This window comes from Streptomyces piniterrae, from assembly GCF_005048155.1.
Lineage (GTDB): Bacteria > Actinomycetota > Actinomycetes > Streptomycetales > Streptomycetaceae > Streptomyces > Streptomyces piniterrae.
Map to the genome: position 1 here is coordinate 92,958 of NZ_SUMB01000002.1, position 13,821 is coordinate 106,778.

Sequence of the window (13,821 nt, forward strand, 5' to 3'; positions counted from 1 at the left end):
CGAGTTCTGCGACCGGCTGAGAAGTCCGACGGCCTCGTGGGGATCTGAGAAACGGCGCTGTCAGCGCGGCTCGGCGGCCCGTTCGGGGTCGTTGTGGTGCCGGTCGGCCAGGGCGGTGATTCCCGCTGTGGCGGCGGCCGCGAGGTCGGTGACCATCGCGTCGTCGACGGGCAGGTTGAGGATGTACAGGGCGGACGCCAGGGAGCCGAGCAGCAGCAGGTGGGCCATCGCGGGGTCGACGGTCCCGGCCAGCTCGCCGCGGGCCACGGCCTGTTCGATGATTTCGGCGAAGGCGGCCTGTTCGGCGGCCAGGAAGGTGTCCTGGAACCGGGTATCCAGTCCGGGATTGCCGGCAAGTTCGCTGATCAGGGCCGGTGCCAGCTGTCGGGCTGCCGGGGTGGCCATGCGGACGTGAAATGTGCGGACCAGCGCCAGCAGGTCCCCGTGCAAGGAGCCGGTGCCGGCGAACGGCGGCAGCTGCTGCTCGTACATGGTGGCAGCGAACGCCATCTCGGCCTTGGAGGTGTAGCGGCGGTAGATCGCCGCCTTGCCCACCCCGGCGCGCGTCGCGACCTGGTCGACGGTCAGGGCCGGGTAGCCGACTTCGTCGATCAGCTCTCGCGTGGTCTGGAGGATTTTGTGATCCACACGACTGTCCCGGGGGCGTCCACCGCGTTGCCTTGTCGCTGTCATGGCTCCATGATACGGAACGTGAGTATCGAAACCGCAGTATCGGAACTAGGGTTTCGGAGTGACTCGCCTGCTTCGTGTTCGTCGAGGCAACCGCAATGAAGTCGCGCCGCGTGGCTTCGTGACAAGAACGGAGAACTCAGGTGATCAAGTGGGCTGGCTGGATCATCACGTTAAGCGGAATCGCGCACTCGATCGGCGCCCTGACCGTGCAGAAAGCCGCGCGTCACGCGGGGACATGGTTCAGCGGCGGACTGTGGCACGAGGACCTGGCCGATATGAGCCCGGCGGGCAGTGCGTACTTTCTGAGCCTGGCAAGCTTCGGCATACCGCTCATCCTGGTCGGCCTGACGGTGCTGTGGCTGGACCGCCGCGGCATCACCCCGCCGGCGTTCATCGGCTGGACGCTGGGGGGCTGGACCGTCGTCGATGCGGTGGTCCTCCCGTTCACGCCCTGGCCGCTCTTCGTGCTCGCGATCGCCCTGCTGCTGATCGGATCCCGCCGCGCCCGTCGCGGCGACTCCCACTCCCAACGCCCGGCGCACTCAAGCTAGTTGTGGCGCAAGCGGCGCCCCGCCAGTAATGGCCCCCGTCAGTCGAGCCCCGCCTCCGCGATCCGCAGCAGCAGCGCGTGCAGGTTTTCCCGCTCGGCCGGTTCCAGCGGGCCCAGTAGCTCGTTCGTCACGCGCACGCTCGCCTCGTCGGTGTCGCGGAGGAAGGCGCGGCCGTCCTCGGTCAGTACGACGATGCGGCTGCGGCGGTCGTCGGGGGCGGGCCGGCGTTCGACGAAACCCTGGCTCTCCAGGTTGTCGACCAGGCCGACGATCGCGCTCGGGTCATAGCCGAGCCGCGCGCTCAGTTCACGTTGCAGCGCGCCCTCCGATGTGGCGAGGAAACGCAGCACTGCGTAGTGGCGCAGGCGCAGCCCCGACTCCTGGAGACAGGCGTTGAACAGCTGCCCGGAGCGCAGGCCCACGCGGTACAGGAGGTAACCCGTGTCCGCGTGCAGCCCCCGCATCCACGGCTCGTGCGCGTCGATCGGTGCGGGGTTGTCGGCGTGCTGCTGGCGGGTGATGGCGGACTCCCTGGTCGAGGCCCCTGGGGTGGGGCGTTCTGTCTGCTGGTCGCAGTTTGTGCTGGTCACAGTGTGGCGCATCCCTTCGGTCGGCGACAACTATTGACGTCAACAATTATTGCTCTTAGCTTCGATCTCGACGTCGCACCCCTATGCCTCGACGTCGCACCCCTGCGCCCTCGTCGGCGCACCCCATGCGAAGGGACCCATCTGTGCCCAGCATCGATCTGACCGGAAAGGCCGCCGTCGTCACCGGCAGCGGCCGGGGCCTCGGCCTCGCCTACGCGCAGGCCCTGGCCGCCCACGGCGCGTCCGTGGTCGTCAACGACATCGACCAGGCCGTGGCCGAGCAGGCCGTCAAGTCCATCACCGAGGCGGGTGGCACGGCCGTCGCCGAGGTCGTCGCGGTCGGCACGACCGACTCCGCGGACCGCCTGATCAACCGCGCCGTAAGCGAGTTCGGGCGGCTCGACATCCTGGTCACCAACGCGGGCATCCTGCGCGACAAGGTCCTGTGGAAGATGACCGACGACGACTTCGACGCGGTGATCGGCACCCACCTCAAGGGCACCTTCACCTGCGCCCGCGCCGCCGCCGTCCGCATGCGCGAACAGGGCGAGGGCGGCACCCTGATCCTGGTCGGCTCCCCGGCCGGACAGCGTGGCAACTTCGGGCAGACCAACTACGCCGCCGCCAAGGCCGGCATCGCCGCCATGGCCCGCACCTGGTCCATGGAGCTGGGCCGCGCGGGCATCACCGTCAACGCGATCGTGCCGGTCGCCGCGACCGCGATGACCGAGACCATCCCCGCGTTCGCCCCGTACGTCGAGGCCATGAGGAACGGCGAGCCGCTGCCCGGCTTCCTGCGCAAGGGCGAGGGCTTCGGCACCCCGGAGGACTGCGCCGCGCTGATCCCGTTCCTCGCCTCGGACGCCGCACGCGGCATCACCGGTCAGGCCATCGGCATCGGCGGCGACAAGGTGGCACTCTGGTCGCATCCCCAGGAGATCAGGACGGCGTACGCCGACGGCGGCTGGACCCCCGACACCCTGGCCGACACCTGGCACACCTCGGTCGGCGCCGAACCCCAGACGGTGGGCATCCCCGCGCCCAAGCTCCCGGAGGCGTGATGGACATCGAAACCCTCGACGCTCTCACCGCGATCGACGTCCACACCCACGCGGAGGTGTCCGCCAAGGGCCACTCCTCCCTGGACGACGACCTGCACAACGCCTCCTCCGCCTACTTCAAGGTCGAGGGCAAGCGGAAGCCGACCCTGGAGGAGACCGCCGCGTACTACCGCGAGCGGAACATGGCCGCCGTGATCTTCACGGTCGACGCCGAGTCCGCCACCGGCACCGAGCCGGTCGCCAACGAGGAGGTCGCCGAGGCGGCCGCCGCCAACCCGGACGTCCTCATCCCGTTCGCCTCCATCGATCCCTTCCGGGGCAAGGCCGGCGTGCGGCAGGCCCGCCGCCTGGTCGAGGAGTACGGGGTGAAGGGCTTCAAGTTCCATCCCAGCATCCAGGGCTTCTTTCCCAACGACCGCGCGCTCGCCTACGGGTTGTACGAGGTCATCGAGGAGACCGGCACCATCGCCCTCTTCCACACCGGCCAGACGGGCATCGGCGCCGGAGTGCCCGGCGGGGGCGGGATCCGGCTCAAGTACTCCAATCCGCTCCACGTGGACGACGTCGCCGCCGACTTCCCGCATCTGAAGATCATCCTGGCGCATCCGTCCTTCCCCTGGCAGGACGAGGCCCTCGCCGTGGCCACCCACAAGCCGGGCGTCCACATCGATCTCTCCGGCTGGTCGCCGAAGTACTTCCCGCCGCAGCTGGTGCGGTACGCCAACACGCTGCTGAAGGACAAGGTCCTCTTCGGCTCCGACTTCCCCGTCCTCACCCCGGACCGCTGGCTCGCCGACTTCGCGCAGCTGTCGATCAAGGACGAGGTCAGGCCGAAGATCCTCAAGGAGAACGCCGCCCGCCTGCTCGGGCTGACGAAACCGTAAGGGGCGTCAGATGCGCAACGAGGGACTGGGGTCGTGGCCCGCACGCCGGGCCCGCAAGACCCCGCACCGCACCGCCCTCATCCACCGCGACACCACGATCACCTACGCCGAGCTGTGCGAGCGCACCACCCGCCTCGCCCACGCCCTGCGTGCCCGGGGCGTCAGACGCGGCGACCGGATCGCCTATCTCGGCCCCAACCACCCCTGCTACCTGGAGACACTGTTCGCCGCCGGCATCCTCGGCGCGGTCTTCGTCCCGCTCAACACCCGCCTCGCCGGCCCCGAGATCGCCTATCAGCTCGCCGACTCCGGCGCCAAGGTCCTCATCCACGACCCCTCGCACGCCGGACTCGTCGCCGGAATCGAGGGCAGCGCCGAGGTCCAGGTTCACATCGAAGTCGGTGCCGCATACGAGGAGTCGCTCGCCGGGGCCTTCCACTCGCCGATCGACGAGCCGGTCACCGCCGACGACCTCTGCATCATCATGTACACCTCGGGGACGACCGGCCGCCCCAAGGGCGCGATGCTCACCCACGGCAACCTGACCTGGAACGCCGTCAACGTCCTCGTCGACACCGACCTGACCACCGACGAACGCGCCCTGGTCTCCGCCCCGTTGTTCCACACGGCCGGGCTGAACATGCTCACCCTGCCGGTACTGCTCAAGGGCGGCACCTGCGTCCTGGTCGAGTCCTTCGACCCGCACGCCACCTTCGACCTGATCGAACGGCACCGGATCACCTTCATGTTCGGAGTGCCGACCATGTTCGACCGGATGGCGCGGCACCCGAGCTGGGCCGGCGCGGACCTGTCCTCGCTGCGGATCCTCAACTGCGGTGGATCACCCGTGCCGACCCCGCTCATCGCCACCTACCAGGAGCGAGGACTCACCTTCCTCCAGGGCTACGGCATGACCGAGGCGGCACCCGGGACCTTGTTCCTGGACGCCGAGCACGCGGTCGACAAGGCGGGTTCGGCAGGAGTGCCGCACTTCTTCAGCGACGTACGCGTCGTACGGTCGGACCTCACGCCGGTCGACGTCGGCGAGACCGGCGAGGTCGTCGTGCGCGGACCGCACGTCATGCCCGGCTACTGGGGACTGCCGGAGGAGACGGCCGCCTCCTTCACGGACGGCTGGTTCCGCAGCGGGGACGCGGCCCGCGTCGACGAGGACGGCTACATCCACCTCGCCGACCGCATCAAGGACATGATCATCTCCGGTGGGGAGAACATCTACCCCGCCGAGGTCGAGGACCTGCTGCTGGCCCACCCGGACATCGATGAGTGCGCGGTCATCGGCGTGCCGGACGACACCTGGGGCGAGGTGCCGCGCGCGGTCGTCGTGCCCCGCCGGGGCGCCGAGCCCGACCCCGACGAGGTCCTCGCGTCCCTCGCCGGACACCTCGCCAAGTACAAGATCCCGAAGTCGATGGTGATCGCGCCCGCACTCCCGCGCACCGCCACCGGAAAACTCCGCAAAGCCCTGGTGCGCGAGCACTACGGCAACCGTCAACTCCCCTGAGGACAGGTGCATATGAGCCCCACCATCAGCCCCACTGTCAACGGCCTCGATGAACTCAAGAAGCTCGCCGGCAGCGACCTCGGCACCAGTGAGTGGATCGAGGTCACCCAGGAACGCATCGACACCTTCGCCGACGCCACCGGCGACCACCAGTGGATCCACGTGGACCCCGAGCGCGCGAAGGACGGGCCGTTCGGCGCCCCCATCGCGCACGGCTATCTCACCCTCTCCCTCTTCATCCCGCTGTTCTCCGAACTGCTGGATGTCCAGGGCGTCACGACCAAGGTCAACTACGGCCTGAACAAGGTGCGGTTCCCCGCACCGGTGAAGGTCGGCTCCCGCATCCGGCTGACCGGAAAGCTGAGCGCGGTCGAGGACGTACCGGGCGGCGGCGTGCAGATCACCGTCGACGGCACCATCGAGATCGAGGGCGGCGCCAAGCCCGCGGCCGTACTGCAGAGCCTGTCCCGCTTCTACGCCTGAGCGCCAGGACCTGAGCGCCTGGACCTCATCGCCTGGGCCGCCTGACCGCCTAGGCCTGATCGTCGACCACGGGCACCAGGTCGAGAAGATGTTCCGCGGCGTCCTGCGCGAGCGGCGTCAGCCGGTCGTACACCGCCCGGAACGTCTTCTCGGCCCGCTCCGCAGGCCAGTCGTCCGGCAGATGCCCGACCGGCAGGCGCGGATCACGGCGGATCACCTGAAGCCACTCGGCCTGCAGCCGTAGCCGCAGCGCGAGCACCGCGAGACGAGGATCCCCCTGGCCGGCGCCCGGGAGAGCCTCCTCGGAGTCCGGCAGCCGCGTCTCCCACGGCTGCCAGCGCCGTACGAACTCCTCGTAGCGCGCCGCCAGTTCGGACAGCTCCCAGGTCTCCTCGACCATCGCGTCGATGTCCATGCCGGTGTCGGCGTGCGCGCGGAAGACCTTCACATGGGCGGACAGCCCGAGCTCGGCCACCAGCGACGACACATCCACCTCGCCGGGGGCGATCCACAGGCCGCTGAACAGCGGCCCGAAGCCGTGCCAGGTGAGCTTGGCGCGCAGGTCATGGCGCTGGCGCTGCCAGGACTCGGGCAGCGAGAAACCGAGCAGGGTCCAGGTCCCGTCCCAGTTCCGATTGATGGCGCCGGTCTGCCAGATGCGCCGCTCGCCGTCGCGCAGAACGGCCGCCGAGTGTTCTGTCAGGCCGAAGTACATCCGCCGCCCCTCGCGCCGGCGGTGCAGCAGGCCGCGCTTCACCATGCGGGTGAGCGTCGAGCGCGTCGCGTGTTCGCCGACCCCGGCGAGTTCGAAGACATCGATGATGCTGCCCGAGTACACGCAGACGTCACGCCCGAGCACCTGGTCGCCGAGGAACGTCAGCATGAGGGACTGGGGCCGCAGCGACTCTTCCGTGGTCACGCGGCCCACCGTACCCTCCGACGATCAGTCCCCGATCCCGCGGTACGAGCCTCGACGCGGGCGGGGGGACGGTCACCGCGCTCCGGCGCGCCCGCGTGCACCGACCAGCTCCGGCGCGGTGTAGCGGATGAACGGCGGAAAGCCGCCCTCTCCCGTCCCCTTCGCGACGTCGTTGAGCTTCCGCGGCTCGGTGGCCGTGCCCCAGCTGCCGCTGTCCACGCGGTGCTCCAGGGCGTTCAGGGCGGCCAGCCAGTTGGCGGGCTCGAAGGTGCAGTGGCCGGTGCCCTGCACATACGTCTGTCGGAGCATTCCGCGATCGCCCGCTCCGCGCACCGTGCGGGCGTACTCGCTCTCCTGCGGCGCAGGGTTCAGCGGGTCATCCGTGGTGTGCAGGGTGAGGTTCGGGACAGGCAGGTGCCCGGACGGAACGGCGGTGCGCCTCATCCGGCGTACGGCATCCGGGTCGGCCTCGATGCGCGCATCGCGCGTGAGCTTCCGCAGATCCTCGTCCAGATCGAGGCCCGCCTTCTTGTAGAGGGCCCGGACCTGGGGCAGGTCGCTGCTGTACGAGAGCAGCCTGGCGTAGTCGACGCCGACGTTGGAGGAGATACGCCCGCCCTCGGCCTTCTCCACCTGGTAGCGCGCCCCGAGAGTGAAGGGGAGCGAAGCCTTGATGAGCCCCTCTGCCTGCTGCTTCTCGCGTGCCCCGTAGTCGTGCGCCGTGGGCGGCTGCTTGCCGCTGAACCAGTTGGGCTGGTTGCGGAGCGCGGCGGCGAGTGCCGTACGGGCGCGGCCCTGCGAGGTGGACTGGGCGCGCTGGACGACCCGCGCCAGAGCCTCGCCGGAGGCGGCGGCCTCCTTGTCGGACGTGAAGCCGGTCAGCTTGATCTCCTCGCCGGCGGCGAGGAGTTGGGCGACCGCGTAGTCGCCGTCCACCTGGTAGTTGTTGAAGTCGACGCCCCCGGCGAGGATGCCGCAGGCGGAGAGCGCACCATCGATACGGCCCTCCCCGTGCTGCGCGATGAGGGAGTTGATCAGCCCGCCCATGGACTCACCCCAGGCGATGGTGCGCTCCGGGTCCCCGACCTTGCCGACCTTCTTCTTTACCGCGTCGAGGGTGGCGAACTGGTCCTTCACTGCGACGTTCAACGCCCAGCGGGAGCTGCCCGAGTACGAGGAGCCGACCAGCGCGTAGCCGCGTTCGAGGAGCGCCTCGCGGGTTTTGGCGTTGGGGGCGTTCGCCGCCTTGAGCGGCCCGTAGCCGTGCGAGAACAGCATGAGCGTGCCGTTGAAGTCGTCCGGCACATCGGCGACCCACTGCGCGCCGTCAGCGAGCTCGCCGGTGTAGTGCTTGGCGTGCGCGGTGGCCCCGGCGTCCACGGCGCTCCGGCCTTCTGTCCCGCCGGCCCCGTCGCAGGCGGCGGTCACCGTCAGCGCGGCGCAACAGCCGAGCGCTGCGGCCACCGTTCGGGTGCGACGGATGGGGGGTGTCGGTGTCATGAGGACTCCCATGGGTGGCTGGCGACGACACAATGCTAGGCACGCATATGATCGCCGTCAAAGAAATGCCTAACATATGGCCGCACATATCGTCCTCGGGCTCGGCTGTCCGGCCGGCGCGCTCAGGGGTGAGGACGCGGAGGCTCAGCCCCGTCGTTGCTGCTGGATTGCCGCCCGGCTCCTGCCCTTGCCGCGTTTGCGCAGCTTCCGGAGGCGTTCCCGCTCTGCCGCTCGGCGTCGTTCCTGCCGGGTGCGGCGGATGCGGTGGGCGGCCGTCCCCAAAACCGCGGTGGCGATGACGAAGGTGGCGATCGTCAGGCCCGCGCCTGGCTGGGCGGTGCAGTCCGTGGAGCAGTGGCGGCCGGGGACGGTGCCGAGGACGTAGCCGAGAGTGGTGAAGGCCAGTGCGTAGCAGGCGATGGCCGCGGTGGAGCGGAGTTTGGGGTGGGGGGTGTCGGGCCGGATCTCCGAGTACAGGTGCCAGCCGGCGTAGCCGCTGCTGAGGAGGATGACGGCGCAGGAGACGCCGAAGCCTATGGGGCCGCCGGGCCAGGCGGTGGGGAGGTCGGGGGTCTGGCCGGCCAGCCAGCGTGGTGTGGCGGCCGCGATGAGGACCCCGGCGACCGAGCCGACGGCCAGGCCGATGGCCAGGGCGACAGTGCCCGCCGACTGGATGGCCGTCCGCAGTCTTGAGGGCGTACGCAGTTTGGAGGGCGTACGCGCTTCCGCCGGCATGGCATCCCCCCGGAGATTCCGTGAATGACGATGGTGACGTGAACGACGATGATGACTGGTGAGTTGAGAATGGTGGATCGGTGCGAATACGCGGTGCCGATCCTATGGGCTTGCCCGTTCACTCACCCCCGCGGATCATGTCCGCGCACTTCTCGCCGATCATCATGGTGGTGATGCAGGGGTTCACGGTCGTCAGGAACGGCATCGCCGAGCCGTCCGCGACGCGTAGCCCGGTGACGCCCTTGACGCGCAGCTGGGGGTCCAGTGGGGCTGCCGGGTCGTCGGGGGCGCCCATGTGGACCGTGCAGGCCGGGTGGTAGACGGTGTTGTGGGTGGCGCGGATGTAGTCGAGGAGTTCGGCGTCGGAGCGGACGTCGGGGCCGGGGGCGAGTTCGGTGCCGGCCCAACTCGCCATGGGGGGCTGGGCGATGATCTCGCGGGCCAGGCGGAGCCCGTACGTCATGACGCGGACGTCGTGCTCATGGGTGAAGTAGCGCGGGTCGACCTTCGGCTTGTCGCGGAAGTCGCGGGTGCGCAGCCGGACGGTGCCCAGAGAACGGGCACGGGTGACGTTCGGAGTGAGACAGAAGGCGTTCTCCGAGGTGGGATAGCCGTGGCGGTAGGTGTTCATGTCGAAGGGCACCGAGCCGTAGTGGAACATCAGGTCGGGGCGGTCGAGGCCGGCCTCGGTGTCGGCGAAGATGCCGATCTCCCACCACTGGGTGGAGGTGCTGACCATGGGCTGTTTGGCGTCCCACATGATGACGCCCTCGGGGTGGTCCTGGAGGTTGGTGCCGACCCCGGGGGAGTCGACCAGCGTCTCGATGCCGACGGTGCGCAGATGGTGGGCAGGGCCGATGCCGGAGAGCATCAGCAGCTTGGGGGTGTCGATGGCACCGCAGGAGACGATCACCTCGCGGCGGGCCCGCACCGTACGGGTGTGGATCAGGTCGGGGGAGAGATAGTCGACGCCGGTGCAGCGCCGGGAGTCGTCCAAGCGCAGCCGCCGCGCCTGCACCCCGGTGCGTACGTCGAGGTTGGAGCGGTTGCCCATGACGGGGTGGAGGTAGGAGACGGAGGCAGACGAACGGGTGCCGTCGGGGCGGCAGTTGATCTGGAACCAGTTCGCGCCGCGGATGACGGTCTTGCCGGTGTTGAAGGGGGTGGTGGGGATGCCCGAGTCGGCACAGGCTTCCAGGAGGGCGACGCCGCACGGGTCCTTGGGCGGGACGGTGCGCAGGATCACCGGGCCGTTGCGGCCGTGGTGGCCGCCGGGCGCGTCGTTGGTCTCCAGACGTTGGAACAGCGGGAAGCAGTCGGCCGCGCTCCAGCCCGTACAGCCCATTTCGGCCCACTCATCGAGGTCCTCGGCCGGTGCCCAGAAGGCGATACACGAGTTGTGCGACGAGCAGCCGCCCAGCACCCTGGCGCGGGCATGCCGCATAAAGCTGTTGCCGCTCTCCTGCGGTTCGACCGGGTAGTCCCAGTCGTAGCCGGATTCGAGCAGGCCCATCCACCGGTCGAGGCGGAGGACGTTGGGGTCGTCGACGTCGGACGGGCCGGCCTCCAGCAGGCAGACGGTGACGGCCGGGTCCTCGGACAGCCGGGCGGCCACGACCGCTCCGGCGGTACCGCCGCCGACCACCACATAGTCGAACTCGCCGATGGGAGCGTCGGGCATGGAGGGGGCGGCGGTATCGGAGGCGGTCGCGGCAGCCATGTCCGCGCTGGGGTCGTCGTGCACCGGGGCCTCCTTGGGCATCGTGCCGTGTCCAGGTCAGTGTTGTTCGGGGGCGTTGGGGTCCGGAACGGCGGCGTGCCCGGCCAGGACACCGGTGCGCTTGCGCTGCACGAACCAGTAGTAGGCGAAGCCGCCGATCGCCACGACGCCGATGAACAGGAACGCCCCCCAGCGCAGATACCAGTGCTGGGGGCCGGTCGCGTTGTAGACGGCCGCGCGTGGCCAGGCGAGGTTGAGGGACATCGCGGCGCCCCAGAGGACGGCGAGGATGTTCACCGGGAGCCCGAATTTCCCGAGGGAGAAGCGTCCGGGGACCGGTGTCCAGCGGCCGCGCAGCCGCTGGACCAGCATCGGCAGGGTGACCATCAGATACGCCAGATAGATCATGATGATCGCGATGCTGGTGATCACCGAGAAGATCTGCGGCTGGTTGACGTTGATCAGCAGGATGCCGACCGCCACCAGACCGATGACGATCGCGGGCAGCACCGGGGTCTGGAAGCGCGGGCTGACCTTGGCGAGCAGCGACGCGGCGGGCAGGTTGTTGTCCCGGGCCATCGCGAACGCCAGGCGGATACCGGCGGTGTGCACCGCCAGCTCGCACACGGTGATCGCGATGACCACGCACCAGAGCACGATCTGCCCGATGGTCGAGCCGAGGGTGGAGAGCACGACGTACTGCAGACCGTCGACGGACAGCTCCTCGGCATGCAGGTCGGGGGTGGCCAGCAGGGCGAAGAGGAGGATGAGCCCGCCGATGAGGAACGAGGCGACCAGTGCGCGGAGGATCGCACGGGGGGCGTTGCGGCCCGGGTCCTTGGACTCCTCGCCGAGCGACGAGGCCGTATCGAAGCCGTACATCACATACGCCGACGCCAGCGACGCCGTCAGGAACGCGCCGAAGTAGCCGAGACTCTCCCCCTCGCCCAGGCCGAAGGTCTCCGTGATCGCGCTCGGGCCGCGGGTGATGTGCGCGGCCAGCAGGATGATCAGCACGATGGCCGCGATCAGCTCGATCGCCACGCCCGCGGAGTTGATACGTGCCATCAGCTTGACGCCGAAGGCGTTGACCAGGGTGGTGAAGGTGACCAGCACGGTGCCGAGGAGGACGGCGTTGGCCGCGGCGTCGTATTTGCCGGTGCCGTCGCCGATGAACTGGAACCAGGACGAGATCTGCGGCAGCGTCACCTGGTAGGCCAGCGCCACGGCGGACAGCGAGACCATGGTGGCGGTCAGCATCATCCAGCCGCCGAGCCAGCCGACATGCGGGCCGCCGAGCTGCTTGGCCCAGTTGTAGATCGAGCCGGCCACCGGATAGCGGGCGGCCAGCTCACAGAAGCACAGCGCCACCATCAGCTGGCCGAGGAAGACCATCGGCCAGGACCACCAGTACGCCGGGCCGCCGTTGCTCACCCCGAAGTAGAAGAGCTGGAAGGTGCCGGTGAGGATGGAGATATAGCTGATCCCGGCGGCGAAGGTGTGGAAGTTGCCCAGGGTGCGCTTGAGTTCGGGCTTGTAGCCGAGTTCGGCGAGCGCGTGGTCGTCGTGCGAACCGTCGGCCGGGGTGCCGGAACCCGAGCCCCCGGAACTGTCGGGCGAGCCGGTCACTCGAACCACCTCTGCGGCCGCGGCGCCGTATTACGCCAGATGTGCTTGGCCTCCCGGTACTCCGCCAGCCCCGCGGGACCCAGCTCCCGCCCGACGCCGGACTGCTTCATTCCGCCCCATTCCGCCTGCGGCACATAGGGGTGGAAGTCATTGATCCACACCGTTCCCGCCCGCAGCCGGGCCGCGACCCGGTGCGCCCGCTCGCTGTCCCCCGTCCACACCGCCCCGGCCAGGCCGTACTCGGTGTCGTTGGCGAGCGAGACCGCCTCGTTCTCGTCACGGAACCGCTCGACCGTCAGCACCGGGCCGAACGACTCGTCGCGCACCACGGACATGTCCGGTGTGCATTCGTCGAGCACCGTCGGCAGGTAGTAGAAGCCGTCGGCCAGCGCCGGATTGTCGGGCGCCGAGCCACCACACCGCAGTACCGCACCCTCGTCGAGACCGGCCGCCACATACGCCTCCACCTTCGCGCGGTGCGCGGCCGAGATCAGCGGGCCGGTGCGGGCATGCTCGTCGAACGGCCCGCCCAGCCGGATCCGCTGGGCACGGGTGACCAGCTCGTCGACGAACGCGTCATGCAGCTCCTCCTGGACGAGCAGCCGGGCGCCCGCCGAGCAGACCTGCCCGGAGTGCAGGAACACCGCCATCAGGGCGTAGTCGACGGCGGTGTCGAAATCGGCGTCCGCGAACACGATGTTCGGGTTCTTGCCGCCCAGTTCGAGGGCGATCTTCTTCACGGTGGGCGCGGCCGCCGCCATGATGCGCCGCCCGGTGACCAGCCCCCCGGTGAACGACACCATGTCCACCCGGGGATCCTCGGTGAGCGGCGCGCCCACCAGCGGCCCGGTTCCCAGCACCAGATTGGCCGCGCCGTCCGGCAGCCGGGCCTCGGCCAGCAGCCGCATGAGATGGATGGCGGTGTGCGGGGTCAGCTCGCTGGGCTTGAGGACGAAGGTGTTGCCGGCGGCGAGCGCGGGCGCGACCTTCCAGGCGGTCTGTAGCAGCGGATAGTTCCACGGCGTGATCAGCGCACAGACACCGACCGGCTCGTGCCGCACCGTACTGTCCGTCTCCGGGCTGCCGGTGTCCACGACCCGGTCGGTGCCGCCGGCCGCGGCCAGATTGCCGAAGTAGCGGAAGCAGCCCGCGATGTCGTCCATGTCGTACGCGCTCTCGACCAGCCGCTTCCCGGTGTCCAGGGACTCGGCCTTGGCCAGCGTGTCCCGGTCGCGCTCCAGCAGCTCGGCGACGCGCAGCACCAGCCGGCCGCGCTCGGCGGCCGGCGTCCGGGGCCAGGGCCCGTCGTCGAAGGCCGTACGGGCCGCCGCGACCGCCGCCGCCACATCCTTCGGACCGCCCTCGTCGACGGTCGCGACCAGCGTGCCGTCCGCCGGGCAGCGGATCTCCCGCACCTGCCCGTCGGCCGCCGCGGTCCACTGACCTCCGATGAACAGCTCCGGCATGGTGGTGCCTCCGGTCTCGGGTCTCGACGTGCCCCGTACGGGGTGGCGCTGCTGCGGGCCCGGCGTGC

The 13,821-nt window shown here is 69.7% G+C and carries 13 protein-coding genes; 5 read left to right on the plus strand and 8 right to left on the minus strand.

All coding sequences use genetic code 11. The features are described from left to right. Positions 1 to 60: 60 nt before the first annotated feature. Complete coding sequence (locus FCH28_RS04775) at positions 61 to 648, minus strand: TetR/AcrR family transcriptional regulator (protein WP_136738456.1); 588 nt, start codon at positions 646 to 648, stop codon at positions 61 to 63. Positions 649 to 833: 185 nt separating this feature from the next. Here FCH28_RS04775 and FCH28_RS04780 point away from each other — a divergent pair, with 185 nt between their 5' ends. Beyond that, on the plus strand, positions 834 to 1,244 hold the full coding sequence (locus tag FCH28_RS04780; protein WP_136738457.1) for a DUF6463 family protein: 411 nt from the start codon (positions 834 to 836) through the stop codon (positions 1,242 to 1,244). Positions 1,245 to 1,282: 38 nt separating this feature from the next. Here FCH28_RS04780 and FCH28_RS04785 read toward each other — a convergent pair whose 3' ends face one another. Beyond that, positions 1,283 to 1,708 (minus strand): MarR family winged helix-turn-helix transcriptional regulator, encoded by a 426-nt coding sequence (locus FCH28_RS04785; protein WP_136739089.1) that lies wholly within the window; start codon positions 1,706 to 1,708, stop codon positions 1,283 to 1,285. A 269-nt stretch (positions 1,709 to 1,977) separates the two neighbouring features. On the opposite strand from FCH28_RS04785, the gene FCH28_RS04790 reads away from it, so the two are divergent. The 4 genes from FCH28_RS04790 to FCH28_RS04805 are packed head-to-tail and all read left to right on the plus strand — an operon-like array spanning position 1,978 to position 5,784. Further along, positions 1,978 to 2,895 (plus strand): SDR family NAD(P)-dependent oxidoreductase, encoded by a 918-nt coding sequence (locus tag FCH28_RS04790; RefSeq protein WP_136738458.1) that lies wholly within the window; start codon positions 1,978 to 1,980, stop codon positions 2,893 to 2,895. Beyond that, positions 2,895 to 3,779 (plus strand): amidohydrolase family protein, encoded by an 885-nt coding sequence (locus FCH28_RS04795; RefSeq protein ID WP_136738459.1) that lies wholly within the window; start codon positions 2,895 to 2,897, stop codon positions 3,777 to 3,779. The genes FCH28_RS04790 and FCH28_RS04795 overlap by 1 nt, the downstream gene beginning before the upstream one ends. A gap of 10 nt (positions 3,780 to 3,789) precedes the next feature. After that, positions 3,790 to 5,301, plus strand: a complete 1,512-nt coding sequence (menE, locus tag FCH28_RS04800; protein WP_136738460.1) for an o-succinylbenzoate--CoA ligase — start codon at positions 3,790 to 3,792, stop codon at positions 5,299 to 5,301. Positions 5,302 to 5,325: 24 nt separating this feature from the next. Then, positions 5,326 to 5,784: a MaoC family dehydratase gene (locus FCH28_RS04805; RefSeq protein WP_136739090.1), complete on the plus strand. Its 459-nt coding sequence runs from the start codon at positions 5,326 to 5,328 to the stop codon at positions 5,782 to 5,784. Positions 5,785 to 5,833: 49 nt separating this feature from the next. On the opposite strand, the gene FCH28_RS04810 is transcribed toward FCH28_RS04805, so the two are convergent. From FCH28_RS04810 to FCH28_RS04835, 6 genes are all read right to left on the minus strand, one after another. Further along, the gene (locus FCH28_RS04810) at positions 5,834 to 6,703 is read right to left on the minus strand and encodes a PaaX family transcriptional regulator (protein ID WP_136738461.1); all 870 of its coding nucleotides are present in this window, start codon (positions 6,701 to 6,703) and stop codon (positions 5,834 to 5,836) included. A gap of 72 nt (positions 6,704 to 6,775) precedes the next feature. Further along, positions 6,776 to 8,203 carry an alpha/beta hydrolase family protein gene (locus FCH28_RS04815; protein WP_136738462.1) on the minus strand — a complete coding sequence of 476 codons (1,428 nt, stop codon included), beginning with the start codon at positions 8,201 to 8,203 and terminating at the stop codon, positions 6,776 to 6,778. Positions 8,204 to 8,347: 144 nt separating this feature from the next. Continuing rightward, a complete protein-coding gene (locus tag FCH28_RS04820) occupies positions 8,348 to 8,938 on the minus strand; it encodes a hypothetical protein (protein WP_136738463.1) in 591 nt (196 codons plus the stop codon). A 118-nt stretch (positions 8,939 to 9,056) separates the two neighbouring features. Continuing rightward, a complete protein-coding gene (locus FCH28_RS04825) occupies positions 9,057 to 10,619 on the minus strand; it encodes a GMC family oxidoreductase (protein ID WP_136739091.1) in 1,563 nt (520 codons plus the stop codon). A 96-nt stretch (positions 10,620 to 10,715) separates the two neighbouring features. Further along, positions 10,716 to 12,296, minus strand: coding sequence for an APC family permease (locus tag FCH28_RS04830; protein WP_425471879.1), 1,581 nt, complete (start codon positions 12,294 to 12,296; stop codon positions 10,716 to 10,718). Further along, on the minus strand, positions 12,284 to 13,753 hold the full coding sequence (locus tag FCH28_RS04835; protein ID WP_136738465.1) for an aldehyde dehydrogenase family protein: 1,470 nt from the start codon (positions 13,751 to 13,753) through the stop codon (positions 12,284 to 12,286). Before FCH28_RS04835 ends, FCH28_RS04830 begins: the two co-directional genes overlap by 13 nt. Positions 13,754 to 13,821: the final 68 nt, after the last annotated feature.

What these genes read in the sequence shown, in the direction of transcription:
- FCH28_RS04835 (WP_136738465.1), bottom strand. Translation starts at nt 13,753, where the DNA reads ATGCCGGAGCTGTTCATCGGAGGTCAGTGGACCGCGGCGGCCGACGGG.
- FCH28_RS04825 (WP_136739091.1), bottom strand. Translation starts at nt 10,619, where the DNA reads ATGCCCGACGCTCCCATCGGCGAGTTCGACTATGTGGTGGTCGGCGGC.
- menE (WP_136738460.1), top strand. Translation starts at nt 3,790, where the DNA reads ATGCGCAACGAGGGACTGGGGTCGTGGCCCGCACGCCGGGCCCGCAAG.
- FCH28_RS04820 (WP_136738463.1), bottom strand. Translation starts at nt 8,938, where the DNA reads ATGCCGGCGGAAGCGCGTACGCCCTCCAAACTGCGTACGCCCTCAAGA.
- FCH28_RS04795 (WP_136738459.1), top strand. Translation starts at nt 2,895, where the DNA reads ATGGACATCGAAACCCTCGACGCTCTCACCGCGATCGACGTCCACACC.
- FCH28_RS04785 (WP_136739089.1), bottom strand. Translation starts at nt 1,708, where the DNA reads ATGCGGGGGCTGCACGCGGACACGGGTTACCTCCTGTACCGCGTGGGC.
- FCH28_RS04815 (WP_136738462.1), bottom strand. Translation starts at nt 8,203, where the DNA reads ATGACACCGACACCCCCCATCCGTCGCACCCGAACGGTGGCCGCAGCG.